We start from the raw sequence: 25,942 nt of genomic DNA, 5'->3' as shown, positions 1-25,942 counted from the left end.
AATTTTGATATTCAAACCGGGCATAATAACTGCATTTGCCCGTCTCTGCTCATTATGTGGCCCAAAAATAGAATTACGAGGAACGTCCTGAAAACCTTTGGCATATTCCTGCTCATTGCGGGTATTCTCTTTGGCCTTTTCCTCTGGCGCATCCGCGTGCCGGCTCCCGAGCTTGAAAGTAATAAAACAACCGGGAGTTACAAGCGCATAAAGGTGGCCGAAGATCATTATACGGTCGGAAATTGCTGGCTTAAAAAGAATAAGCAGGGGATATGGGAAATGTATCTGGAAGGGAAGCCTTACGAGCGCGGGCTCATTTACGGGATCCTTGCAAAGGAATTAATGGAAAAGCAGGAAGTCCATTTCGTAAACCAGATCAAGGAAATGATTCCCAGCAGCGTGTTTTTGCAGGTGCTGAAAGGATTTGTCGGCTGGTTTAACCGGGACATTTACAAATATATTCCCGAAGAAAACCAGCAAGAGATTTACGGCGTTTCGCAGTCATTTTCTGAGCAGTTCAACTACATTGGTCCTAAATATTACCGCATTCTCAACTACCACGCGGCCCACGACATCGGCCACGCGCTTACCGATCTGAATATGGTAGGCTGCACGTCTTTTGCAGTCAATAATGCATTGACGAAGGACTCCACACTGCTGATTGCCAGGAACTTCGATTTCTATATGGGCGATGCTTTCGCCGAAGACAAGCTGATCGTGTTCATGAACCCGGATAAGGGCTACAAATTCGCTTCCTACGCCTGGGCGGGGCTTACCGGTGTGGTTTCGGGAATGAATGAAAAAGGCATAACCGTTACATTAAATGCTTCAAAATCAGACATTCCGTTTGCGGCGAAGGAGCCGATTTCTATTTTGGCCAGGGAGATTTTGCAGTATGCAGGCACCATTGAAGAAGCCAGGAAAATCGCGCAGCGTAGCGAAACATTCGTTTCCGAATCCTTACTGATCGGTTCCGCGGCCGATGATAATGCGGCTATAATTGAAAAATCGCCACAGAAAATGGATGTTTTTGAATCGGGAAAGGATTATCTGGTTTGCGCCAACCATTACCAGGGAAAATCTTTTGTTACTGATTCTGTGAACATTAACAACATCAAGGATACAGATTCCAAATCTCGTTTTGATCGCATGAATGAGCTGATGAACCGGTCTTACCCGCTCGATGTGGACAAGGCTGCGGCTATTTTACGCGATCAGAAAGGCGTTAATGATAAATTCGTGGGTTATGGCAATTCAAAAACACTGAATCAGCTCATTGCGCATCACGGGATTCTTTTCAAGCCGGAAAAAAGAGAAATGTGGATTTCAACGCCGCCTTACCAACTGGGGGAATTTATTTATTACAATTTAAATGATGTTTTCTTGCGGAACGGAACATTCCAACCTGTTGATTCACTCAAAATCCGTTCAGACCCTTTCCTGGCTTCCAATGATTACAAGAAGTTCGAAGCGTTCAAGGTTACCAAGCAAAAGATCAGTAAATATGTGATGCTGGGCGTTCCTTTCGAGCTCTCGCGCGAAGAAGAGGTTGCTTTTGTGGCCAATAACCCGGAAAGTTATCTTACCTATTTGTTTTTAGGTGATTATTTCAAAAAGAGTAAAAATTCAAAGAAAGCGATCAGCTATTACAGGGAAGCCTTAAAACACGATGTAGCGTCTCTCAAGGAAAGGAATGTGATCAAAGACAAAATCGCCGAAAGCCAAAAAGTCTCCTTTCTGATTTTTAGTTATAAACCTGATTCCAATGACCATTAGTATGATCCGCGAAACGCAGGAGCAAAAATTGAAACACTTGCTGGCTTACGTTTCGGCACATTCTCCTTATTATCAGAAGGTTTTTCGGAAACACGGCGTGGATGTGGACAGCATTGTTTCAATTGCAGATCTGGCAAAGCTGCCTTTCACTACGAAGGACGATCTGGCTGCGGCCAATGATGATTTTTTGTGTGTTCCAAAAAGCAGGATCGCGGATTATGTAACGACTTCGGGCACATTAAGCGATCCGGTGGCATTTTATCTTACAGACTCCGACATTGAAAGGCTTGCCGAAAATGAATCCGAATCGTTTCGCTGCGCCGATGGGAGCGAGCATGACATTTACCAGCTCATGACCACCATTGACAAGCGGTTTATGGCCGGGCTCGCATACTGGATGGGTGCCCGGAAACTGGGAGCCGGAATGATCCGGGTAGGGCCGGGCGCACCGTTTTTGCAATGGGAATCGATCCAGCGTTTTTCACCTACCGTTATCATCGCCATCCCCTCATTCATTCCCCGGCTCATCGATTACGCCATGGCTAATAACATCGATTTCGCCTCTTCCAGCATCAAATCGGTCATATGCATCGGTGAACCGATCCGGAATCCGGATTTTACCTACAATGAACTGGGTAAGCGGATCACTTCGCAGTGGGATGTGAAACTTTACTCCACATATGCGTCAACGGAAATGGGCGCGGCTTTTACGGAATGCAGCGAGGGTAAAGGCGGACATTTGAATGAAGATCTGCTGATCCTGGAAGTGGTTGATGAGCAGGATATTGTGGTTAAAGAAGGAGGACTTGGAGAGATTGTCATCTCAACATTAGGCGTGGAAGGAATGCCGCTACTGCGTTACCGGACGGGCGATTTATGCCATGTGCATTACGAAAAATGTGCTTGCGGCCGTACGAGCCCGCGCGTGGGTCCCGTTGTGGGCAGAAAGCAGCAAATGATTAAATTTAAGGGGACGACCATTTTTCCGCCTGCGATTTTCGATGTCCTGGATATGGTGCCCGAAATTGACCTTTATCAGGTTGTCGTTGCCAAAAATGAGTATGGGAATGATGACATTTCGATCCAGTTGCCGGATCATCTGGACACTGCCTTTTTTCGCGAAAAACTGCATTCCCTGTTCAAATCCAGGCTTCGCGTGACCCCGTCATTTGCGTTCACAACCGCTCACGAACTCAACCTCAGAATATACAAACAGGAAAAACGCAAACCTGAAAAATTGATCTATATTTGACGCCTCTATTACCATATAAAAATAAAATTACGAACATGAAAAAGACCATTTACGCAGCAGTTTTTGCCATTGTTACGATCGGAGCAACAGATACATTTGCTCAGAGAGTCGAGCTGAAAAGCGGAGACATTGCCGTATTATCAGGCCAGAAAACAGTAAACGTTGAATACGATTATTCCGAATTCGGGGTTGGGAAATTTGCAACTGAAAAAGAATATCTGGACAAGAAATCTGCTGAATACAATGCAAAGGAAGCAGGCAAAGGTGACGCCTGGAAAAAAGCGTGGGTCGATGACCGCAAAAACCGTTTCGAACCCAAATTCGAAGAACTTTTCAATAAGGGAATGGCCGATAAAGGGCTGCAAGCCGTTCAGTCCCGTCCGGATGCAACTTACACATTGATCGTTCGCACCAAATTCGTTGAGCCCGGCTTTAATGTAGGGGTGATGCGTAAAAATGCCTACGTGGATTACGAAGTGGATCTGGTTGAATCTGCAAATAAATCTGCCAAAGTTGCTCAGCTGAATATGCGCAATGTTCCCGGCGGCCAGTTTGGCGGCTTCGACTTCGACACCGGCGTCAGGATCGCGGAATCTTATGCAAAAGCAGGAAAATCTCTGGCTGCATTTTTGGATAAAAAGCTTTAATAACAATCCATAGTCACAATTTTAACATTCTTATGTTATGAAAAAGCTGTGACTTCTTGCATTCGTTCTCATCCATACTGGCTTTACAAAAACCTATAAGGTTTAAAAAGTAAACAGAATTGCCTATTTTTAAAGTCCATTACCGATACCATAGCATATTTTGTAAGCTGTGATTTGTTCGCCAGACTGGACGAGCGCTTCACAGCTTACTGTTTAACTGATAACCCATAAACGTGCGGATTTTACCTCTCATTTTCCTGGCGCTCATTACATTATCATTGTCAGGATGCGGAAAAATGCTATACCGGTCGGCTGCAAAAGCATTCAATAAAGGAATCAAAGAGTCGCCCTATGATGCCGTCATCGTTCCCGGATTTCCGCACAATGGCGAGAAATGGGATATGATCCTGCAAATGCGCATCCACTGGGCACATTACCTTTATTCAAAGGGATACACCAAAAACATTATCTTTTCAGGCTCTGCCGTTGCTACGCCTTATGTAGAAAGTAAGGTGATGGCCAATTACGCACACGCATTAGGCGTACCCCGCGAAAATATTTTTACCGAAGAAAAAGCCGAGCACAGCACGGAAAACGTATACTATTCTTATCGCCTTGGAAAAGACCTGGGTTTTACGAAACTTGCACTCGCTACCGACCCGATCCAGACGAGCTACATGCGCAAATTCATTAAGCGTTTCGACCTGCCGATCGGGCTTCTGCCGACTGTCATCGATACGTTAAAGGGGATGAACCTTTACGAGCCCAAAGTAGACAACACGCTGGCCGTGCGGGAAGGATTTGTGAAGCTGTCGGAAAGGGAAAATTTTTTCCAGCGTTTCAGGGGCACCATGGGCAGATACATTGTCTGGCATGAGGAAGACCTCAAAAAGAAAAAGCACAGAAGGAAGTTTAAAGATAGAATGATACCCGCCTCTTCGGCCAAAAATGAACCTTAAAAGCGTATAATGAAAAAAGAATTGTCGGCAATTGACGCCAAGTATGAAGCACAAAAAATAGCATTTGGTCCCATGTATTTTCAAGCGGTCGTTGCGCTTCGGGAATTGGGCATTTTGCAGTTTATCAGCAACAATCGGAAAGGTGTCAGCATTGAGACGATTATTGAAAAAACCGGTGTGTCGGAGTATAGTGTTACTTTGTTGCTGGAAGCCGCTGAGGTTCTTGGGGTTGTGGAAGTGGAAGACAACATTATTAAAATTTCCAAGATCGGTTTTTTCCTCCTGAAAGACGAAATGACGCGGGTCAATATCAACTTCATGAATGATGTTTGCTATCTCGGTGCAAAAAATATGACCGAAAGCTTCAAAAACGGCAAACCTGAGGGCCTGAAAGTGCTGGGCGGCTGGCCGACCATTTACGAGGGACTTTCTGTATTGCCGGAGCCAGCCAAAACTTCCTGGTTCGAATTTGACCACTATTATTCGGACAATGCATTTCCCGAAGCATTAAAAATTGTGTTCAGGAACAATCCAAAATTGATTTTTGACGTAGGCGGAAACACAGGTAAATGGTCATTTGCATGCTGCAAGCACGATCCGAATGTCAGGTTAAAAATACTTGACCTTCCGGTTCAGCTGAAAGTGGCACAGGCCAATGCAACGGAGCGAAATTTACTGGATCGCATTAGTTTTCACCCGATTGACCTCCTGGATCGTTCGCAGGAAATCCCCAAGGGCGCTGATGTGATCTGGATGAGTCAGTTTCTGGATTGCTTTTCAAAAGAGCAGATCATTCAGATCCTCGAAAATGCGTGCAATGCAGCTTCCGAAAACACGACGCTCTACATCCTGGAACCATTTTTCGACAACCAGAATTTCCCGGCTGCTCATCATAGCCTCGTGGCTACATCGCTCTATTTCACAATTATGGCAAATGGAAATAGCAAAATGTATCGTGTGGAAGTAATGAAGGATCTGGCTCGTCAGGCCGGGTTCGAAATCGTGGAAACCTATCCGTTGATCGGCGATAGCTATCATACTATTTTGGAATGCAAAAAACGGGATTAGGAACATCTGGTTCTGATCATTTGTTTCAGCAATAGTCTACGATTAGTTACATGAAAAGATCCCTTGTTATCATACTCGTTTGCCTGGCATCCCTGACTACGTTTGGGTTTGTTCAGTCGGAAAAAAAAGATTTTTATAAAGCATTGTCGAGCGGGGAAGAATCCGCTATCGATCAGGCACTTGCAAATCTGGAAAAGGAAAAACCATCTTCCCGGATCAACGCCTACAAAGGCGTATTGACAATGAAGAAGGCCGGGTTTCAGAAAAGTGTAAAAGTGAAAGTCAAAACTTTCAAAAAAGGTGCTTATATGCTTGAAGATGAGATTAAAAGCAATCCGGCTAATACAGAATACCGGTTTCTGAGACTAACCGTTCAGGAACATGCACCTAAGGTTTTGAAATACAATAAGCAGCTTGACGAAGACAAGCAGGCAGTGATAGCGGGTTTTGGCAAGCTGGACAATGATTTGAAAACGATTGTTTCCAATTATGCCAAGGATTCCAAGGTGTTGAAAGAGAATGATTTAAAGTGAGAATTCAGGTAAACAGGAATTGTTGATCAATGGCAAAAATACTAGTCGTAAACTACTCGCAAACCGGACAGTTGAATGAAATCATCGATCAGTTTTTAGCTCCATTCGATCCAAACAGCATAGAGAGGCACCAGATTTTCCCGGTCACACCTTACGTTTTTCCCTGGACTACGGAAGAATTCTTCGATAAGATGCCGGAATGTGTTGAGGAAGACACCATTCCACTAAAATCAATTACCTACACAGCTGAGCATTACGACTTGATCGTATTGGGTTATCAGCCCTGGTTTTTGTCGCCTTCGCCACCCATTATATCCCTGCTTAAAGACCCGACCTTCCAGTCTATACTGCGCGGCACGCCCGTTGTGACCGTCATAGGAGGAAGAAATATGTGGCTCAACTCTCAGGAAAGCGTTAAAAAGTTAATTAAGAATGCAGGCGGCCGGCTGGTAGGCAACATTCCGCTGATGGACCGGACGTCAAATCTGATCAGCGCATTTACCATTTTACATTGGATGCTAACCGGCAGAAAAGACCGGAAATGGAATATTTTCCCACTTCCCGGCGTTAGTGACCAGGATATCCGAAGCGCATCGCAATTTGGCGCTATTGTGAACAACGCAGCAGCAAAATCAGATTACGGCAATCTCCAGAACGAGATTCTGGCAACAGGCTTGATCGCGATCCCGACAGACATTCTGTTTATTGAACAACGTGCCAAAAAACTTTTCAGGATCTGGGCAAAGCTGATCAAAACAAAAGGAACGACTCCTGCTAAGCGGAAAAGACTGGTTGGTTTTTTCAAATATTATCTGCTGATCGCCTTGTTTATGGTCGCTCCCGTGATCCTTTTCGTATATAATTTGCTGATCGTGCCTTTTACCGGAAATGCGATTAAGAAGAAAAAACAATACTTTTGTGGTGTAGAAACCAAATAATAATGTCAGACGCATATATTACCAGAATTGCCAAGTTTTTGCCGAATGAGCCCGTTTCCAATGATGAAATGGAAGCATATTTAGGATATATAAATGGAAAGCCTTCCAAATCAAAAGCACTTGTTTTACGTAATAACGGCATAAAAAACAGATATTATGCGCTGCTGAAAGATGGCACAACGACGCATACCAATGCAGAAATGGCGGCGCTGGCGGTAACAAAACTTTTTGAAAAAAATACATCGGAAATAAAGGACGTGGATCTGATCAGTTGCGCTACGTCGAGCCCGGACCAGCTGATGCCTTCGCACGGTTCAATGGTGCATGGTTATTTGAAAGACACCGGCCCTGTTGAGGTTGTGTCGCCTTCGGGCGTTTGCTGCGCGGGGATGCACGCTTTCAAATATGCCTACATGTCTGTAAAACTGGGTGAAAAGCAAAAAGCGGTGGCCTGTGCTTCCGAAAGGCTTTCTCCTGTTTTGCGCGCGGATCAGTTTGAGGACGAAGTGCAGCAGCTTTTAAGGCTTGAAAAAAATCCTTATCTGGCATTCGAAAAAGACTTTCTACGATGGATGCTGTCGGATGGTGCCGGCGCTTTCCTTGTTGAATCCGCGCCCAACAGGTCCGGTATATCATTGAAAATTGATTGGATAGAAGGCTGCTCCTATGCCAACGAGGAGGAGGCATGCATGTATATGGGCGCTGACAAGCAGGAGGACGGTACGCTTAAAAGCTATAAAGATTTTAAAAGTGAGCAGGTCCTGGAACAGTCTGTGTTCAGTATCAAGCAGGATGTGAAGCTTTTAGGAGAAAAAATTGTTAAATTGGGTTTTGCCAAATTAAAGGATATCCTCGACAAACGGTCGATCAGCATGGATGAAGTGAGCTATTTCCTGCCGCACTTGTCCAGCTACTTTTTTGAAAACAAAATCGAAGACTTCTGTAATGAGAACGGCATGCCGATTTCAAAGGAAAAGTGGTATACCAACCTGGTTACCAAGGGCAATGTAGGTTCGGCATCGATTTATATGATGCTTGAAGAAGTTTTTTACAGCGGGGCACTGAAAAAGGGTGAGAAGATACTTTTAGCAGTTCCCGAAAGCTCCCGCTTCTCTTATATGTTCTGTATGTTGACCGTTTGCTGATCTAATTGCTGATCCATGAAAAAGGAAGACCTTCCACAAGACCCGGGCGCGCTGGATAAATTTACCAGGGAAGTATGTTACGTCAAAAATCAGGACGGGAAATACGAAACCGCGTTGAGCAGAGGTTGGGAGGTTAAAAAACAGGCGCTGGACAGCGCATGGGACGATGTGAATGAACGGATAGCGGACGCTAGAAAAGCCGTAGCAAACGGTGAGAAAAGTCCGATCTACTACTATATGGAACTCCGGTTGATGGATCTGTCGGTTCTGTCGGGTTACACAGGTTTTTTTCCTTTTTTTATCAAAAGACATTTAAAACCATCTGTTTTTAAAGGATTAAGCGACCGGAAGCTGGAAAAATATGCCAGCGCATTCGATGTTACATTGCAGGAATTGAAAAATTTTAAAGGTTGATCCAGTGAATATTGATAGCCATACGGATGAGTTCCGCCACGTTCAGACCGCACATTGTGAGAATGGGGTTACCACGGCATTGTTGCGTTATCACGGTCTGGATTTCATGACCGAGCCGCTGGCCTTTGGAATGGGTTCGGGGCTTTTTTACATTCAGATTCCTTTCCTTACTGTTAATAACGGCCCTGCGATTTCTTTCAGGACCATGCCGGGCGCTATTTTCAAGCGTACTTGCAATTCACTTAACGTGGATGTGACGCGGAAAAAATTCTCAAATGTAGCCTCAGCGGAAGCGTTCCTGGACAAAAAAGTGCAGGAAGGGGTTCCGGTGGCCTGCCAGGTCGGCGTTTTCCACCTTACTTATTTTCCAAAAGAATACCGGTTCCATTTCAATGCCCATAACCTGATCGTTTTCGGGCAGGAAGACAATAATTATCTGATCAGCGATCCGGTCATGGAGGATGTGACCACATTATCCAAGTCGGATCTCAGCCGCGTTCGTTTTGCGCAAGGCCCGTTGGCTCCGAAAGGACACATTTACTATCCTGAACGGGTGAAACCGGTGACCGATGACATGATCCGTAAAGGGATTGTAAAAGGAATCCGTCGGAATGTGCGTGATATGCTCAAAATTCCGGGCAGCTTTGCCGGCGTGGATGGCATCAGGCACACAGCGGGGCATATCCGCAAGTGGCGCGATAAGCTTGGGCTGAAAAAAGCCAGCCTTTATCTGGGACAAATTGTTCGGATGCAGGAAGAGATTGGCACAGGCGGAGGCGGTTTTCGGTTCCTATACGGTGCATTTCTGGAAGAAGCGTCCGCTTACATGCAGGATGATCGCTTGTCCGCTGTTTCTGAGGACTTTACCAAAGCAGGCGACATGTGGCGCGCGAGTGCGATCAAAATGGCGGGCGTTTACAAAGGCCGGTTGACGGAACAAAAAGATTTTGATGAAATAGCCGATATGCTGGTTGATATCAGATTGGTAGAGAAAGAAGCGTTTCAGAAACTATCGCGCATGAGTCTTGGTAAATGAGCATTACGATATGACCGAACCGGTTAGCATTGAAATACAAAACGTTTCTAAAAAATATAAAACTGCGCAGGAAAACAGCCTCACCGACGTCTCCCTGAACATTGGTACGTCTGATATTTTTGGCTTGCTGGGACCTAATGGGGCCGGCAAGACAACATTGATCTCGATCCTTTGCGGCATAATCCCGCCATCATCCGGAACAATTAACTTTTACTACCAAAACCAATTTATTTCCGAACAGGAACGAAAAAGCCACATAGGATTTGTTCCTCAGGAATATGCTTTCTACCAAGAACTTACTCCGCGGCAAAACCTGGATTACTTCGGTGCCATGTATAACCTGGGCAAGGAAGAGCTTGAAGCGCGTCGCGAAGATCTGCTGGAAATTTTGGGATTGGCTCGCTTTGCGGATAAAAAAGTCGGGTCGTTTTCAGGCGGGATGAAACGCCGGGTTAACCTCGCGATCGGCATTATTCACAAACCCGATATCCTTTTCCTGGACGAGCCAACAGTGGGAGTCGATGTGCAAAGCCGCAATGCGATCATCCGCTATTTGCAGGAAATAAATAAGGCCGGTACGACCATCATCTACACTTCCCACCACATGTCGGAAGCAGAGGAGTTCTGCAAGCACATTGCGCTCATTGACCATGGTAGGGTTATTGCTAAAGGCGACCTTACAGATCTGAGGAAAACGCATGACGCTCCTAATCTGCAATCATTATTTATCAAACTGACAGGGGAGGAGTACAGGGATTAATATGTTCAAGGTTTTTTCATCATTACGCAAAGAATATCTGCTGCTGATCAACGACAAGGTTGGCCTGGCGCTGATGTTTTTGATGCCGCTGCTGCTGGTATTTATCATTACCATTATCCAGGACAGTGCGTATAAAATGGTGAATGAGAACCAGATCCCGCTGCTCGTGGTCAATCACGACGCGGGTAAGGAAGGTGATAAGCTTGTTGACCTTCTCAAAAAATCCGGCCTTTTCGAGATCGATTCGCAGGATGCAGTTCCTGAAAAGTCGTTGAAATCCGAATTGCTATCAAGAGGAAAATTGATCGGGTTATACATTCCTAAAACATTTTCCTCGGGGCTTGAAAGCAATGCAGCCGATGTAAGTAACATTCTGATGGACGATCTGGGGCTGGAACGTGATTCAATTAACACGGAGAAGGTGTCGATGCCGACGCTTTCCTTCTATAATGACCCGGTTTTGCAGGAGAATTACAGCTTTTCGGTCATGGGCATTATTCAATCCTACATGAGTGTTATTGAAAATTCGCTGATGATCGACCGGATGTACTCAACGATGGACCTGGGTGGACAGTCGGAAGAGTTGAAAAAGAAAATGATCTCCAACCGGGTTAAGATCAATCAGATCGTGGCCAGCAACAATAACTCGACGGCTATTCCCAATTCTACACAGCATAATGTGCCTGCCTGGACGATTTTTGCGATGTTTTTTATGGTCGTCTCGCTGGGCAGTAACATTGTAAAAGAGCGCATTAACGGCAGTTTTCTGCGACTGAAAACCATGCCTACGACATTCATGTTGGTGATGTTTAGTAAAATGGCCATTTACGTGCTGGTAGCAGTGGTGCAGGTAGCATTGACATTTTCCATGGGAATATGGATCCTTCCCGAGCTCGGGCTTCCCAAACTAACCATTCCTACTAACATTTTTGCATTCGCCTGTGTGATCCTGATCAGCAGCATGGCCGCCGTGAGTTATGCATTAATGATCGGCGCCTATGCACGGACCGAGCAGCAGGCAAATGGTTTCGGAGCGATTTCCATTATTATTTTCGGGGCAATAGGCGGAATACTGGTGCCTACATTCGTTATGCCTGGTTTTATGCAGTTTGCCAGCAACTTTTCACCTCTGCACTGGTGCCTGGAAGGTTTCTACATTCTTTTCCTCAAAGGCGGAAGCTGGCAGGAGCTCAAAAATGTCTTCGCCTTTTTAGGGATATTTATCCTGCTTTGTCAACTTGCCACTTATTTTAAGCTTAGGATGGAAAGAATTATTTAAGTTTGAATTCAGAAAAGAAATTATGGACATAGAAAGTTTAAAACCCGTCATTAAAGGTCAGATTGTACAATATTTGAATTTACTTGACATTAATCCGCAGGACATTAAGGATGACGAACCCCTTTTCGGAGGCGACCTGGGCCTGGATTCAATTGACTCGCTGGAACTGGTCGTGCTTCTTGAAAGAGAGTACGGGATCAAAATCACTAACCCTGCCGAGGGAAGAAAAATCCTTGTGGATGTAAACCACATGGCTGAATACATTTTAGCAAATACAAAAACGGCCTGAATATGAAAAAGGTGTTGGTGACCGGAATGGGCATTATATCAGCCATTGGTGAAAACCTTTCGGAGAACCACGCCAGTTTGCGTCAGGGAAAAACGGGCATAACCGCCGCAGCACATTTTGATTCCCGCTATGCCGCATTGCTTCCTTTTGGCGAAATTGCATGCAGCAACGAACGACTGAAGGAACTGCTCGGTTTGCAGGATAGCGTAGGTTACACGCGCACCGATTTGCTTGCTACCAAGGCATTCGACGAAGCAATTAAAGACGCTAGTCTTTCCGCAGACCAGCTTTCATCTTTTGATACAGCATTCATCTCCGCAACGACAGTCGGCGGAATGTGCCTCACTGATCAGCTCTATGAAGATGCCAATCTGAAAACGAGCGGATCGGAATATCTGGAATCATACAATTGCGCAGCGCACACCATTACCTTACTCGAAAAGTATAACATCAGAGGCTTTTCCGACACCATTAACACAGCCTGTTCGTCATCTGCCAATGCCATTTTAATGGGCGCGCGACTGATCCGGTCCGGACGGGCAAAAAGGGTTATTGTCGGCGGCGTGGATAGTCTTGCCAAATACACGGTTAATGGTTTCAATTCGCTTAAAATCTTATCTGCTTCCGCGTGTAAGCCATTCGATGAAAACCGGGATGGGCTAAATCTGGGAGAAGCGGCGGCTTATCTTGTGCTGGAAGCGGAGGACGTCGTTGGTGATAAACGCGTTTATGCGGAAGTCGCCGGATATGGCAATGCAAATGATGCGCATCACCCGTCGGCCATGTCCGACGATGCCATAGGCGCCATGCTCTCCATGCGTGAAGCCATCGAATCCGCAGGGATTGGCTTCAATCGCATCGACTACATTAATGCCCACGGAACGGGGACGCCCAACAATGATGAAGTTGAGTTAACCGGAATGTCGCGGTTATTCGAAGAAATTCCGCCTTTTAACTCTACCAAATCTTACACGGGGCATACATTGGGAGCGGCTGGTGCAGTGGAGGCGATTTTCAGCATATTAAGCATCGTCCACGATGAGATTTTCCCGAGTTTACATGTGGAAACAGCCATGAGCTCACACAAGGCGCAACCGGTGGCTGCATTGATTCAGGATAAAAAAGTGGCCTATGCGCTTTCCAACTCGTTTGGCTTCGGAGGGAATTGCACTTCCCTGGTTTTTGGAAGCGTAAATTAAGCGTCCTAGGATTGCATGAGCTCTTTCAGGATCTTTTGTGCGGCAATTGAGATAATGGTTCCGGGGCCGAAAATGCCTTTAACACCCGCATCATAAAGAAACTGATAATCCTGCGCCGGAATAACGCCACCGGCAATCACCATAATGTCTTCCCGGCCAATGTTTTTAAGCTCGGCGATGAGTTCCGGGATAAGTGTTTTGTGACCTGCTGCCAGACTCGATGCGCCGATTACATGGACATCATTTTCTGCTGCTTGTTTGGCGACTTCTTGGGGCGTCTGGAAGAGCGGGCCAATGTCCACGTCAAAGCCGAGGTCGGCGAAGCTCGTTGCAATCACTTTGGCCCCGCGGTCATGGCCGTCCTGGCCCATCTTTGCAACCAATATCCGTGCACGCCGGCCATCCATTTCCGCAAACTGATCAGACAATTGCAGCGCTGCGCGGAAATTTTCATCATCCGAAGCTTCTGCCTGATAAACACCCGAAACAGACCGGATGGTTGATTTATAACGTCCGAATTCCTTTTCCATCGCATCAGAAATTTCACCCAATGTAGCCCTTTTGCGCGCCGCCTCGACGGCCAGCGCCAACAAATTTACAGACATGTCCTTGCCGCCCTTTTGCTTGCAGGCTTCCGTGATAGCATTCAGCGCCAATGCAACTGCCTGCGAATCGCGTTCCTCTTTTATTTTAATCAAAGAAGCGATCTGCGACAGCCGAACTGCCTGGTTATCAATCTGTAAAATGTCAAATGTCTCCTTGCTTTCTGTTTTGAATTTATTAACCCCGACAATAATGTCCTTGCCCGAATCAATGCGGGCCTGCTTTTTTGCCGCTGCTTCTTCGATCCGCATCTTTGGCAGTCCGGTTTCTATGGCTTTGGTCATGCCGCCGAGTTTTTCCACTTCCTCAATCAGCTGCCATGCTTTTTCTGCGAGCTCTTTTGTCAGATCTTCGACATAATAGGAGCCGCCCCACGGATCCACGGCCTTGCAAAGATCCGTTTCGTGCTGAATAAAAAGCTGTGTATTGCGCGCAATGCGGGCAGAGAAGTCGGTGGGAAGCGCCATGGCTTCGTCGAGCGAGTTGGTATGCAGCGATTGCGTGTGCCCCATGACGGCGGCCATGGCTTCAATCGTTGTCCGGGTAACATTGTTATACGGATCCTGTTCGGTAAGGCTGTAACCACTCGTTTGGCAATGTGTCCTTAGTGCCAGCGATTTTTCATTTTTGGGATTAAACTGATTTACAATTTTTGACCAAAGCAGCCGTCCCGCACGCATCTTGGCAATTTCCATGAAATGATTCATCCCTATGCCCCAGAAAAATGACAGCCTGGGTGCAAAATCATCAATCGCGATGCCAGCGTTCAGCCCGGTCCTGATGTATTCCAATCCGTCTGCGAGCGTATAGGCAAGCTCAATGTGCGCCGGTGCGCCAGCTTCATGCATGTGATAGCCGCTGATGCTGATGGAATTAAACTTTGGCATAAAACGCGAAGTATAGGCAAAAATATCGCCCACAATCCGCATGGAAGGCGCTGGGGGATAAATGTAGGTGTTCCGGACCATGAATTCCTTCAAAATGTCGTTCTGAATGGTTCCTGACAACAACTCAGGCTTAATGCCCTGTTCTTCCCCAGCCACAATAAAAAAGGCCATAACCGGAATAACAGCCCCATTCATGGTCATGGAAACCGACATTTGATCCAGCGGAATTTGGTCAAAAAGCATTTTCATATCCTCCACCGTATCAATCGCAACACCTGCTTTGCCCACATCGCCGGTGACACGCGGATGATCCGAATCATATCCTCGATGCGTGGCCAGATCGAATGCAACAGAAAGGCCTTTCTGGCCAGCGGCCAGGTTGCGCTTATAAAATGCATTGGAATCCGAAGCAGTCGAAAAGCCGGCATATTGACGGATTGTCCACGGTCGTTCCAGATACATGCTCGCATAAGGCCCACGTACGAACGGTGGAATTCCGGCTTCGAATGCTAAATGTTCGGCGTCTTCGAGATCATTTTGGCTATAAATGCTTTTCAATCTGATTCCTTCTGAGGTAAACACAGGTTTGCCAGCCCGTTCCTCTGGTTGAGCGGATTCGTTATGATGGGTCGTCTGAATGTTCCTGAAATCCGGTTTCATGGCTTTGATGCGGTTAACACGGATGTTCGAGAACCTCCCGATTCTTCCATTTCCAAAAACAGCTCCCAGGCCCTGGCGGCCATATCCAGGGACATTTTTTCGAGCATGTATGAGCCCGCCGCCGGATCCGCAACATACGCCAATGCACTTTCGTGGGCAAGAATGGAGGATACATTGCGCGCAATCCGTGCTGAAAAGTCACTTTGCTTGTTGGTTGATTCATCGTATGGCCTCACTGTCAGCGCATTGCATCCACCCATTACTGCGCTCATGGCCTCGGAGGCAGAGCGGATCATATTGGTGTAAGGCTCGGATGCGGCATCATTAAATGTTGAGGTTTGCGCTTGTATAAATGGCGTGCAAAGCTCAGCAGGCAGTTGATAGGCGTTTGAAATTTTTCGTAATAAAGACCGGAATGCTCTCAATTTGGCGATCTCCGAAAGGAAGTTGGTGCCGATGGAAATGGTGAAAAGGGCGCGGTTGAAGGCTGTTAATGGTGAAATCCCTTTGTCTGTAAGCAGATCCAGGTAATTGACAGTGGCCGAAATCAGCATGGCCAGTTCCTGCACTGGTGTCGCGCCATTATTGTGAAAGAAATGACCCTCAACCATATATGCCCGAAATTCCCGCATATTCCGGCTTTGGTTTAGAACAGAAACAATAGCGTCAATGCTGTTACCAATTGATTTTCCCGTGCGCATCTGGTGGGCGACCGGGTCGAATGCGATGCCGCCTTTGAAATAATAACCGGCGTTTTTGGATATTTCCTTGAAAACGTCCGCAGCATTTTCCTGTGTTTGAAAATAAATAGCGGTGTCGCTTAGCCGGATTCCGTGAAGCAATTTCGGGAATTCACAATGTGCTATGCTGGCATTTCTGAGGTCCAGCATAATCGCATCTGCGCCGTTTTCCAGGGCATGCTTCATGGCTGCATTGGTTGCGCGCGGTTCTGAGAATTTCACCATAGGCAAGTTTTGCCAGCCTGGTGTTTTTTTCTGACAAGCCTGCATAGACGCCATTTTTTCAGGAGCAATTTCCGATCGCGTCACATAAGGTTGCATATGCAGATCAGCCCCGATTGTCCAATCAGATAATGTTTTAAGCCTTCCTTTCAATTCTTTGTCAGCCCGTTGTTCCCAGGCGTTTTTATCGGAAGGGCTGAATTCTGAGAAGTTAAGGACAGCCATTTCTTGACGGATAAGGTGGAAGTGAGCGATTTTCGCTTGCTAACAAAGCTACAAATTTGAAGTTACTTTTTCAGTTGTCGGGGCAAACCGTCCCTTCGGCGGATCAGGAACATAAAGTCATGCGATTTTATTTTGTGGGTTTGCAGATAGCCCGCCCGGGTATTAAATTGAACCTTGGTTTTAATCTGCAGAGATCAGGTATTTTTATATCTTTGCCGTCCTTTTAAATTTCGACATTCTGAATTCCTCAACTTATACATTGGAAAGAGTTAGCACACATAGAGAAGTAGACCAGATCTGGGATGCCTGCCTGAGAGTGATTCAGCAGCATATTCCGGATCAAAGTTTTAAGACGTGGTTTGAACCGATACGGCCTTTAAAACTTTACGGTAAAGTGCTTACGATTCAGGTTCCAAGCCAGTTTTTCTATGAATGGCTGGAAGATAATTATGTCAATCTTTTAAGGAAAGCACTGGATTACGCGATCGGGAGGGATGGTTTGTTGGAGTATTCCATTATCGTAGACAAAGGCAATGATAAGCATCAGCCACTTACGATGAACGTTTCTACGCCCAAGTCTCCGAATTCTTCCAAGCCGGATAATTTTGTAACGGACCCAAGGCTGGGTTCCAATCACCGGGATAAGGACCACGATTCCATGAACCTGGACACTTACCTGAATCCGAATTACTCGTTTGATAATTTCATTGAAGGCGATTGCAACCGTCTGGCGCGGTCTGCGGGATTTGCCGTGGCGCAGCGGCCGGGACTCACGTCATTTAATCCGCTGATGATGTACGGCGGGGTAGGGCTGGGCAAAACGCACCTTGTGCAAGCCATCGGAAATTACATTATGAACCACTTTGACAACAAGCTGGTGTTATATGTGTCTTCCGAAAAGTTTACCAATCAGTTTATTAATTCCATTAAAAACAACACGTTACAGGACTTTACCGATTTTTACATGAAGGTGGATGTGCTGGCGATTGATGACGTTCAGTTTTTGTCGGGAAAGGAAAAAACGCAGGATACATTCTTCCATATATTTAATCATCTGCACCAGCTAGGCAAGCAGATCATTATGACCAGTGACCGGCCGCCGCGCGAGCTGCAAGGCTTGCAGGACAGGTTATTGTCCCGTTTTAAATGGGGATTGACAGCCGATTTGCAAACGCCTGACTTCGAGACGCGTATCGCCATTATTCAAAAGAAGATCCAATCCGAAGGAATTTCGATCGATTATGATGTGATCGAATACATTGCGCACAGCGTGAATTCCAATGTGCGTGAACTGGAAGGTGTGATCGTTTCCCTGATGGCCCAGGCTTCGCTGACACGCCGGGAAATAGACGTGGAGCTGGCCAAAAATACATTGCGGAACATTGTAATGAACGAGGATAAAGAGGTGACCATTGATACAATTCAAGAGGTGATTGCCGACTTTTTCCAGGTTACGATTGCGGACCTGAAAAGCAAAAGCCGGAAAAAAGAAGTCGTTTACCCACGTCAATTAGCCATGTTCCTGGCCAAAGAATATACGGATCTGCCTTTGAAATCAATTGGTTATCATTTCGGTGGCCGTGACCACAGCACGGTAATTCACTCTATTCAAAGCATTAACCTGCTGATGGGCGAAACCCCAGACGTGGAAGAAACGCTGCAAAAATTACGCAGTTACTTTAAATAACAAATGGCGTCTAAAGGGTTTGAAAACTTATTTTAAACCTGAAAAACAAGATGACGCCCTTACTGATCGAACGCGCGCAGATCTGTGACGCAAAATGGAATGAACACATTCGCGAATCCCTTCAATGTGTCATTTACGCTCAAACTTACTATCTCGACACGGTCTGCGAAAGCTGGAAGGCGCTTGTTTGGCCCAATATTCAGCATCCGGACATTGTCATGCCGGTTCCCATTCGCAGGAAATGGGGTTTCCAAGTAGTTTATCAGCCTATTTTTTGCCAATATCTGGGTTTATTCTCCTTAAAGCCACTTTCTGGATTGCAGTTGGAATCATTCCTTCGGGTTGTTTCAAAAGAATTCTCCTACATAGCATCTTATCAATTCAATCCAGAGAATTCAATCAGGTTATCTGCATTAGCTCATACTTTTCCGGATTTTAATTTTTCACAAAAGCATACGTACTGGCTTCACTTGAAAGGTGATCTCCAACAACTGGATGCGGGCTATTCCAAAGACAGAAAGCGGAATTTAGTGCGTAGTAAGGGTTATAACTGGCAGGTGCAGAGAAGTACGGACATTCAGCCATTGATCAAATTATTTAAGGAAAATCAAACAGCGTGCATTCCCGGCGGAATTGACCCGGATGCATTTAATCGTTTGGAGGCACTTTTTAACGTCTTAAAGGCCAGGCAACAGGCGGAGTTATATTATGGCGTATCCAATGACCATATTCATGCGGGACATATCCATGCAGGAATACTCATTGTAAGGTTTGGAGGAAGAGCAATTTATCTTTTTAATGCAGCGGATCAGAAAGGAAGGAAAGGCAATGCGCGGACGCTCATGCTGGATCGCTATCTTCGTTTCATCCAAGATGAAACGCTGATCTTCGACTTCGAAAGTCCGGAGGTTGGTTCCATTGCCCAATTTTACGTTAGCTTCGGAAGTTTTCCGGTTTCATTTTATGCCATTAGCCGGAATGAGCTTTGGTTTCCCTTAAAGCACTTCCAGGAATGGCGGAAGCGCTTTTTCAGAACCAGACAAGGTCTTTTTTGAGCCCTTTATATGATTTCAAATCCATCTCCAAAGATCCGATTTTCAGTTCCACTTCAACTTTCAATGGAATCTTATTAGAATCATCAGAAACCCACAATTTCATAGCGCCTTCTCCTTTGAAAAACTTATTGTCAGGAATCAGGGGGTTGATCCTGAGCACTTTGGTTTTGCCATATTTGGTTTTGATCACATCTTTTCCCACATAACGAACGCGCAGCTTATAAACCTCCCCGTCGAAAAATGTGGGAACTTCAATGACTTCGCCTTCGGAAATGCGTTCGAAATTGATCGTTCTCAGATAAAAATAGCCGCTGATAATGTCATGAATGTTGTTGGGGACATTGTAGGTTTTGGTCTCGTCCTTCACACTTGCGACGGCCTGGTCCCTGTGGTGGTTGAACATGACGCGCTCGTCCTTGCGATATTTGTTTTCCTGGATCTGACGCTCAAACATATGCGGCAGGATCGCCGTTGTGTCAATGTATGACCTCCACGTGTCGCGCACCCGTGAAATGAGGTCGAACGCGCCTACTGTACGTCCCGACACATTGACCCGGTAGCAGGGCCGGTTGTTAATCATGGAAACCGACTTACCTACTTCTACTTTGGCTTCGGCAGCATTGATAAACCCGTAATGCACTCTGTATTCGACCCTTTCGCCCGTCCCAAAGCTCTTGTTATTGATAACCCTGTTCTGAGCTGCCTGCTCTTCAAACTGCCGAAATGAGAAAAAAAGCGAAAAGGTGATTAAAGCAATTATAACGATGTACGATCTCTTCATGCTAAAACGGTAATTATAGAGAGGGATATTTTTCTTTCAAATAGGTCAGGTATTTCTTGATATTTCCTCCAAATTTTTGTTCAAACTCAATTTTAAAAATGTCCTGTTTCGACTTATAAGTCTGATAACTGATGAAATATGCATTATTCGGTAACTTCCCGTCAGGCCAGCGGCCCGCCCGGCGGCCCGGCGCCCCACGATTTTTGTTTGTTAACGTCCGTTTCCCCGAAAGCAGTGTATCTGCGTCTTCAAAGATGTTGGCAATGAGCGCCGTCTTCAAAGAATCGTAATGCGCGCTGGCGACGGGGTTTGTCCCGAACGTCTTATAGAGACTATCCAACCGGCCTATTCCCCTGAGCATGTGCCGCGAATAGGCATCATTGTACTTTTTTGAATATTCGTATGTACGTAATTCCGGTGAATCCAGACCATACTTGAACTTCAAAAAGCGGATAGCGCCCTGGTCGCCGATAAAACTGGCCAGGTTCTCATTCAGTTCCAGATTATTTTTCACAAAAAGTGTTCCATGCGTGAGTTCATGCAGGATCAGATTAGCAAGACTTCCCACCCGTCGGTTCAGCATGCTCGATAAAATAGGGTCTTTCAGGTAACCCAGTGTAGACCACGCCGAGACATCTCCGATATCCGTATCCAGGCCCTGCTTGATCAGTTCACGCTCCTCGATCACCGCACGTGTGGAATCAAAAAAACCTTTGTAAGGAAAACTACCAATGATAGGAAAATGCCATTTGTATGGCTCAATCTTATATTTCTCTGATGCGGTAATGAGCCAGATCAATGGTTTTCCATGCTGATTATAGAACGTTGTGTAGTTTTTTGAAGGCGTCAGCCCGAGTGAATCGACGCCGAATTTTTTGATTTCCTCAATCAGCCGGATCCTTGCTTTAAGCGAATCGGGGAATGAAGGATCGGCGAGCACGTCGGTTACTTCCTCCACATTCATAAGGATCTTTACCTGACCGGAAGCCTGCATCCAGCCATAGCTGAGCAGATCACGATAATAAATCCCTGCAAGGACGCAAAGCACTATGATGGCAATAAAAATCTTTTTAAACACAAACGCGGTAATTAAGTAAGAAGGCGGAATGAATCTCTACAACAGATCCTTGCGCTGCAAAATTATAGAAATGGGCCATTAATTATTCACCGTTTATCCTGCCAAAAAGCCGGTGGGTAAATGATTCGCGACGCAGAATAATTCAATGTCCTAAGTTGTAAAATCCGCTTGATATTATCTGTATTTATCATGCCTGAAATTATATTTTTAAAAGAAAAACCCGTTGGATTTTTGCTTGGAATTTGGTATTTTTACACAACAAAAAGACCAAGTATCTAGCGGTTTTTGGAATCAGAAGCCGCTTTTTTATGAACAAACTAAATTATTGTAACCGTTTTTATGGCACAACCAACCACTGATAAAGACAACAAACTGAAAGCACTACAAACCACGCTCGAAAAGCTGGACAAAACCTACGGAAAAGGCACAGTAATGCGCCTGAGCGACAGTAAGGTTTTGGATATTCCTGTTATTTCAACAGGTTCGCTGGGGCTGGACCTGGCACTTGGAGTAGGAGGCGTTCCGCGTGGCCGTGTCGTGGAAATCTACGGACCGGAATCTTCCGGTAAGACAACGTTATCAATGCACTGCATTGCCGAGGCTCAGAAAAAGGGCGGACTTGCAGCGTTCATTGATGCTGAGCACGCATTCGACAGGTCCTATGCTGAGAAATTAGGCATTGATACAAGCAACTTGCTGATCTCACAGCCAGACAGCGGTGAGCAGGCATTGGAAATCGCAGAACACCTGATCAGCAGCGGTGCTGTGGATATCATCGTTATTGACTCTGTTGCAGCACTCGTGCCGCGCGCTGAGCTTGAAGGTGAAATGGGTGATAGTAAAATGGGTTTACAGGCCCGTTTGATGTCTCAGGCATTACGTAAGCTTACGGGTGTAATCAACAAAACCGGATGCTGCTGTATTTTCATTAACCAGTTGCGTGAGAAGATCGGCGTAATGTTTGGTAACCCTGAGACTACAACGGGTGGTAATGCATTGAAATACTATGCTTCTGTGCGTTTGGATATCCGTCGTGTGGGTCAGATCAAAGAAAGCGCTGACCAGATCCTGGGTAACCGTACACGTGTGAAAGTGGTGAAAAACAAAGTTGCGCCACCTTTCAAAGTTGTGGAATTTGATATTATGTATGGCGAAGGAATTTCCAAAGTAGGAGAGATCATCGACCTTGCAGTTGAGCTGGATATCGTTAAAAAAGCAGGTTCATGGTTTAGCTACGACGGTAACCGTCTTGGACAGGGCCGTGACGCCGTGAAAGCCCTTATTAAGGACAATCCCGAGTTAATGGATGAACTGGAAGCGAAAGTTCGCGCGAAGGTCAACAACGAGCCGGATGCGCTGATTGACACGAGCGAACCTAATGTTGTAGACGAAGGCGCTCCGCTTTAATGTTGGAGGAGTAGGTTCTGATTCTGTAATAGCTTATAAAGAAAATGCCCGGTGTTTGCCGGGCATTTTTTATTGTATATCAAAATGGTTTTCGATCATCATCATCGTCTTCGAAATCATAATCATCTTCTCCCGGGCCGGAGAACATGCTGCTAACCAGGTCCTGAAATTTCATTCCCTGATCCAAAGACATTTTCCCGATCAGCGAGAACTCCGCCATGCCGTGCAATGCGAATTCCATCATAAAAAGCTTTTCTTCCGCTCCCGAATAAGCACTTAGCATATCCACGAAATCGTCCAGTCCGTCAATGGTTTTCAACCGCGCCATATACTCGCGATCGGTCATATCGCCGGGCATTTCCATTTCATTGCCTGAGCCAAACCATTCTATCACTTTCGCGTATGGATTGATCTTGCTTTTCTTACTCTTTTCCGGATCAGGGAAAAAGTTAAGAAACTGGGTACGGATCGCTTTTCCGATCAGGTTCTGGGCCACGATGACTGGTCCTTCAACCTCGCCTTCATAAACAAGCTCAACTTTTCCGCAAATGGCAGAAACAACGCCGTATAGGTCAGAAATGCGCACGTAAGTACTTTCCTCCCCGTTGATCAGCGCTCGCCTCTCTGCCGTGCTCAAAAGGCTTTCATAAGCCGAGATCGTCAAACGTGCAGACACGCCACTTTTGCTGTCCACATATTCGCTTTCTCTTGCTTCAAATGCAATCTGCTCGATCAATGTCTTAGCAAGCTCATTGACCTTGATCATGCCCACTTGCTCCGTTTTAACATTCGCTTCCTGTTCTGTAATTTTTTTACCCGTTTCAATTGTTTTCGGATAATGCGTTACGATCTGGCTTTCGATACGGTCTTTCAGTGGTGTTACAATGCTTCCGCGGTTGGTATAGTCTTCCGGGTTGGCCGTGAAAACAAACTGGATATCCAGCGGCAAACGCAATTTGAACCCACGGATCTGAATGTCGCCTTCCTGCAAAATATTGAAAAGTGCAACCTGGATCCTGGCCTGTAAATCGGGAAGCTCGTTGATCACGAAAATACCGCGATGTGAACGGGGAATAAGCCCGAAGTGGATCACCCTTTCGTCCGAATAAGGCAATTTCAATGTTGCGGCCTTGATAGGGTCTACATCACCGATAAGGTCGGCCACAGAGACGTCCGGCGTTGCCAACTTCTCGGTATAGCGCTCACTTCTGTGCAGCCAGGCAATTTCTGTCTGGTCGCCATATTCTTCAATAGCGTCTTTTGCCAAACGGGATAATGGCTCCAATGGATCGTCATGCAGCTCCGAATCCTTTACATACGGAATGTATTCATCCAGAAGACTGATCATCATTCTGGCAATACGCGTCTTGGCTTGCCCGCGTAACCCCAGGAAGTTAATGTTGTGCATCGAAAGGATGGCACGTTCCACGTCGGGAATGACCGTTTCCTCATAACCCCAGATGCCGGGAAAAATATTTTCTTTGCTTTTAATCTTAACGATCAGGTTATCACGCAGTTCCTGTTTAATGGAACGGGATTGATAACCTGCTTTTTTCAGTTCACCAAGCGTTTGGATATCCAACAGCTCTGAACTACTAAGAAGTGAGTAACTCATGTATTTTTTGGCTGATTAACGCGCATACGCTACTGAACGCATCTCACGGATTACTGTAATTTTAATTTGTCCGGGATACTGCATTTCTTTTTCAATTTTTTGTGAAATATCAAAAGAAAGCATCCCTGCCTTTTCATCCGAAACATTATCTGCATCAATGATCACGCGCAGCTCGCGGCCGGCCTGGATCGCATAACATTTTTCAACACCGTCAAACGACAATGCCATGTTTTCAAGATCACGCAGCCTTTGAATGTAAGACTCCATCATTTCCCTGCGTGCTCCCGGGCGAGATCCTGAAATCGCATCACACACCTGAATGATCGGGGAAAGGATGCTTGTCATTTCAATTTCGTCGTGGTGGGCACCGATTGCATTACACACCTCAGGATTTTCTTTGTATTTCTTGGCAAGCTCCATCCCTAATATTGCGTGTGGAAGGTCGGATTCTTCCGGCCAGACTTTGCCAATATCATGCAGCAGACCGGCTCTTTTCGCCAGTTTCGTATTCAAACCCAGCTCGGAAGCCATCGTAGCGCACAGCTTTGCTACTTCACGTGAATGTTGCAGCAGGTTTTGTCCGTAAGAAGACCGGAAACGCATCCGGCCGATCATTTTAACAAGCTCAGGATGCAGCCCGTGTATGCCCATGTCGATCACAGTTCTTTCACCGATCTCAACTATTTCATCGTCAATGTTCTTGCGTGTTTTGGCAACAACTTCTTCAATTCTGGCCGGGTGGATCCTTCCGTCCTGAACCAGGCGGTGCAGCGAAAGTCTGGCAATTTCTCTCCTTACAGGATCAAATCCGGAGATCACGATCGCTTCCGGGGTATCATCTACAATGATCTCAACGCCAGTTGCAGCTTCCAGAGCACGAATGTTACGTCCTTCACGACCAATGATCTTTCCTTTAATATCGTCGTTTTCAATGTTGAAAACAGAAACGCAGTTTTCAATCGCATGTTCAGCAGCCGTGCGCTGGATGGTCTCGATAACGATCTTTTTAGCTTCTTTGGTGGCAGTAAGGCGGGCTTCTTCCATCGCACTTTTTACATACGATCCGGCCCTTGTATCAGCCTCTGCTTTTAATGCGTCTATCAACTGCTCACGCGCCTGATCAGCGGTAAGGTTCGCGATTTTTTCTAATTGGGTAACCTGTTGTGCAAGTGACTTTTCTGCTTCTTCGCGGCGTTTTGTGGCCGTTTCAAGTTGCGAGTTCAAGTTTGTTTTCAGCGCTTCCAGCTCGTTTTCACGGCGTTTGTTTGCCTCAATGGTCTGGTTAAGGCTTTGCTCGCGTTGTTTTAATTTCTGTTCGTTGGTTTGAAGGATCACGCGTTTCTTGTTGGCATCCTCTTCAAACTCGCCTTTAAGTCTCAGGTATTTTTCCTTGGCTTCAAGGATTCGGTCTTTCTTTATGTTTTCGGCAGCACTTTCGGCATTACGGAGAATTTCGGCTGCGCGCTCCTGCGCTTCCTTTTCTTTCTGGTCAAATGACCTCTGAAAAATGAATTTTCCTGCGAAAATCCCCACACCAATGGCGATAATGTCGGACAGGACAAGGATGAAAATTAATGAATTTGACATTTCAGTAAGGTTATATATAGTTGGTTTTACCGACTAAACCGCGTGAAAATGCCGAAGGTGGAAGTATTGAAAGAAGATAAAGAGTAATCCGTATAAAATA

At 45.9% G+C, this 25,942-nt stretch carries 23 protein-coding genes; 17 read left to right on the top strand and 6 right to left on the bottom strand.

Going from position 1 to position 25,942, the window contains the following annotated elements:
* The first annotated feature begins 54 nt into the window (after positions 1 to 54).
* The 14 genes from LZG74_RS12490 to LZG74_RS12425 all read left to right on the top strand — a co-directional run bounded on the left by LZG74_RS12490 (position 55) and on the right by LZG74_RS12425 (position 13,295).
* The gene (locus LZG74_RS12490) at positions 55 to 1,776 is read left to right on the top strand and encodes a C45 family peptidase (RefSeq protein ID WP_233796911.1); all 1,722 of its coding nucleotides are present in this window, start codon (positions 55 to 57) and stop codon (positions 1,774 to 1,776) included.
* Positions 1,766 to 3,028, top strand: coding sequence for a phenylacetate--CoA ligase family protein (locus LZG74_RS12485; protein ID WP_233796910.1), 1,263 nt, complete (start codon positions 1,766 to 1,768; stop codon positions 3,026 to 3,028). The genes LZG74_RS12490 and LZG74_RS12485 overlap by 11 nt, the downstream gene beginning before the upstream one ends.
* Positions 3,029 to 3,063: 35 nt before the next feature.
* Positions 3,064 to 3,675 (top strand): hypothetical protein, encoded by a 612-nt coding sequence (locus LZG74_RS12480; RefSeq protein ID WP_233796909.1) that lies wholly within the window; start codon positions 3,064 to 3,066, stop codon positions 3,673 to 3,675.
* A 233-nt stretch (positions 3,676 to 3,908) separates the two neighbouring features.
* Positions 3,909 to 4,634: a YdcF family protein gene (locus tag LZG74_RS12475; RefSeq protein ID WP_233796908.1), complete on the top strand. Its 726-nt coding sequence runs from the start codon at positions 3,909 to 3,911 to the stop codon at positions 4,632 to 4,634.
* Between the two features lie 9 nt (positions 4,635 to 4,643).
* Positions 4,644 to 5,702, top strand: a complete 1,059-nt coding sequence (locus LZG74_RS12470; RefSeq protein ID WP_233796907.1) for a methyltransferase — start codon at positions 4,644 to 4,646, stop codon at positions 5,700 to 5,702.
* 50 nt (positions 5,703 to 5,752) lie between these two features.
* Positions 5,753 to 6,235, top strand: a complete 483-nt coding sequence (locus LZG74_RS12465) for a hypothetical protein (protein ID WP_233796906.1) — start codon at positions 5,753 to 5,755, stop codon at positions 6,233 to 6,235.
* Between the two features lie 29 nt (positions 6,236 to 6,264).
* Positions 6,265 to 7,173 carry a hypothetical protein gene (locus LZG74_RS12460; RefSeq protein ID WP_233796905.1) on the top strand — a complete coding sequence of 303 codons (909 nt, stop codon included), beginning with the start codon at positions 6,265 to 6,267 and terminating at the stop codon, positions 7,171 to 7,173.
* Between the two features lie 2 nt (positions 7,174 to 7,175).
* The gene (locus tag LZG74_RS12455; protein WP_233796904.1) at positions 7,176 to 8,318 is read left to right on the top strand and encodes a beta-ketoacyl-ACP synthase III; all 1,143 of its coding nucleotides are present in this window, start codon (positions 7,176 to 7,178) and stop codon (positions 8,316 to 8,318) included.
* Between the two features lie 15 nt (positions 8,319 to 8,333).
* Positions 8,334 to 8,732 (top strand): hypothetical protein, encoded by a 399-nt coding sequence (locus tag LZG74_RS12450; protein ID WP_233796903.1) that lies wholly within the window; start codon positions 8,334 to 8,336, stop codon positions 8,730 to 8,732.
* 4 nt (positions 8,733 to 8,736) lie between these two features.
* Entirely contained in the window at positions 8,737 to 9,768 is a 1,032-nt protein-coding gene (locus tag LZG74_RS26395; RefSeq protein ID WP_233796902.1) for a BtrH N-terminal domain-containing protein, read from the top strand.
* A 10-nt stretch (positions 9,769 to 9,778) separates the two neighbouring features.
* Positions 9,779 to 10,528, top strand: a complete 750-nt coding sequence (locus tag LZG74_RS12440; RefSeq protein ID WP_233796901.1) for an ABC transporter ATP-binding protein — start codon at positions 9,779 to 9,781, stop codon at positions 10,526 to 10,528.
* Position 10,529: 1 nt separating this feature from the next.
* Entirely contained in the window at positions 10,530 to 11,807 is a 1,278-nt protein-coding gene (locus LZG74_RS12435; protein WP_233796900.1) for an ABC transporter permease, read from the top strand.
* Positions 11,808 to 11,829: 22 nt separating this feature from the next.
* Positions 11,830 to 12,096 (top strand): phosphopantetheine-binding protein, encoded by a 267-nt coding sequence (locus LZG74_RS12430; protein ID WP_233796899.1) that lies wholly within the window; start codon positions 11,830 to 11,832, stop codon positions 12,094 to 12,096.
* A 2-nt stretch (positions 12,097 to 12,098) separates the two neighbouring features.
* Entirely contained in the window at positions 12,099 to 13,295 is a 1,197-nt protein-coding gene (locus tag LZG74_RS12425) for a beta-ketoacyl-[acyl-carrier-protein] synthase family protein (RefSeq protein WP_233796898.1), read from the top strand.
* A 5-nt stretch (positions 13,296 to 13,300) separates the two neighbouring features.
* Here the strand turns inward: LZG74_RS12425 and scpA are convergent, their stop codons facing one another.
* The gene (gene scpA, locus LZG74_RS12420; protein ID WP_233796897.1) at positions 13,301 to 15,445 is read right to left on the bottom strand and encodes a methylmalonyl-CoA mutase; all 2,145 of its coding nucleotides are present in this window, start codon (positions 15,443 to 15,445) and stop codon (positions 13,301 to 13,303) included.
* The gene (locus tag LZG74_RS12415; protein ID WP_233796896.1) at positions 15,442 to 16,632 is read right to left on the bottom strand and encodes a methylmalonyl-CoA mutase family protein; all 1,191 of its coding nucleotides are present in this window, start codon (positions 16,630 to 16,632) and stop codon (positions 15,442 to 15,444) included. Before LZG74_RS12415 ends, scpA begins: the two co-directional genes overlap by 4 nt.
* Before the next feature lie 259 nt (positions 16,633 to 16,891).
* Here LZG74_RS12415 and dnaA point away from each other — a divergent pair, with 259 nt between their 5' ends.
* Positions 16,892 to 18,319, top strand: coding sequence for a chromosomal replication initiator protein DnaA (gene dnaA, locus LZG74_RS12410; RefSeq protein WP_233796895.1), 1,428 nt, complete (start codon positions 16,892 to 16,894; stop codon positions 18,317 to 18,319).
* A gap of 50 nt (positions 18,320 to 18,369) precedes the next feature.
* Positions 18,370 to 19,374 (top strand): hypothetical protein, encoded by a 1,005-nt coding sequence (locus tag LZG74_RS12405; protein WP_233796894.1) that lies wholly within the window; start codon positions 18,370 to 18,372, stop codon positions 19,372 to 19,374.
* Here LZG74_RS12405 and LZG74_RS12400 read toward each other — a convergent pair.
* Complete coding sequence (locus LZG74_RS12400) at positions 19,349 to 20,155, bottom strand: DUF3108 domain-containing protein (RefSeq protein WP_026631585.1); 807 nt, start codon at positions 20,153 to 20,155, stop codon at positions 19,349 to 19,351. The two genes, LZG74_RS12405 and LZG74_RS12400, sit on opposite strands and share 26 nt — an antisense overlap.
* A gap of 13 nt (positions 20,156 to 20,168) precedes the next feature.
* Positions 20,169 to 21,233: an aminopeptidase gene (locus LZG74_RS12395; RefSeq protein ID WP_233796893.1), complete on the bottom strand. Its 1,065-nt coding sequence runs from the start codon at positions 21,231 to 21,233 to the stop codon at positions 20,169 to 20,171.
* Between the two features lie 339 nt (positions 21,234 to 21,572).
* Between LZG74_RS12395 and recA the strand changes: the two genes are divergently transcribed.
* Positions 21,573 to 22,640 carry a recombinase RecA gene (gene recA, locus LZG74_RS12390; RefSeq protein WP_026631583.1) on the top strand — a complete coding sequence of 356 codons (1,068 nt, stop codon included), beginning with the start codon at positions 21,573 to 21,575 and terminating at the stop codon, positions 22,638 to 22,640.
* A gap of 79 nt (positions 22,641 to 22,719) precedes the next feature.
* On the opposite strand, the gene LZG74_RS12385 is transcribed toward recA, so the two are convergent.
* Complete coding sequence (locus LZG74_RS12385) at positions 22,720 to 24,255, bottom strand: sigma 54-interacting transcriptional regulator (RefSeq protein WP_233796892.1); 1,536 nt, start codon at positions 24,253 to 24,255, stop codon at positions 22,720 to 22,722.
* A gap of 15 nt (positions 24,256 to 24,270) precedes the next feature.
* Positions 24,271 to 25,842, bottom strand: coding sequence for a ribonuclease Y (gene rny, locus LZG74_RS12380; protein WP_026631581.1), 1,572 nt, complete (start codon positions 25,840 to 25,842; stop codon positions 24,271 to 24,273).
* Between the last annotated feature and the right edge of the window lie 100 nt (positions 25,843 to 25,942).

It is taken from the genome of Dyadobacter sp. CY327 (assembly GCF_021390415.1).
Classification (GTDB): domain Bacteria; phylum Bacteroidota; class Bacteroidia; order Cytophagales; family Spirosomataceae; genus Dyadobacter; species Dyadobacter chenhuakuii.
The sequence above is the reverse complement of the archived record's forward strand: the minus strand, read 5'-3'. Positions and strand labels throughout refer to the sequence as shown.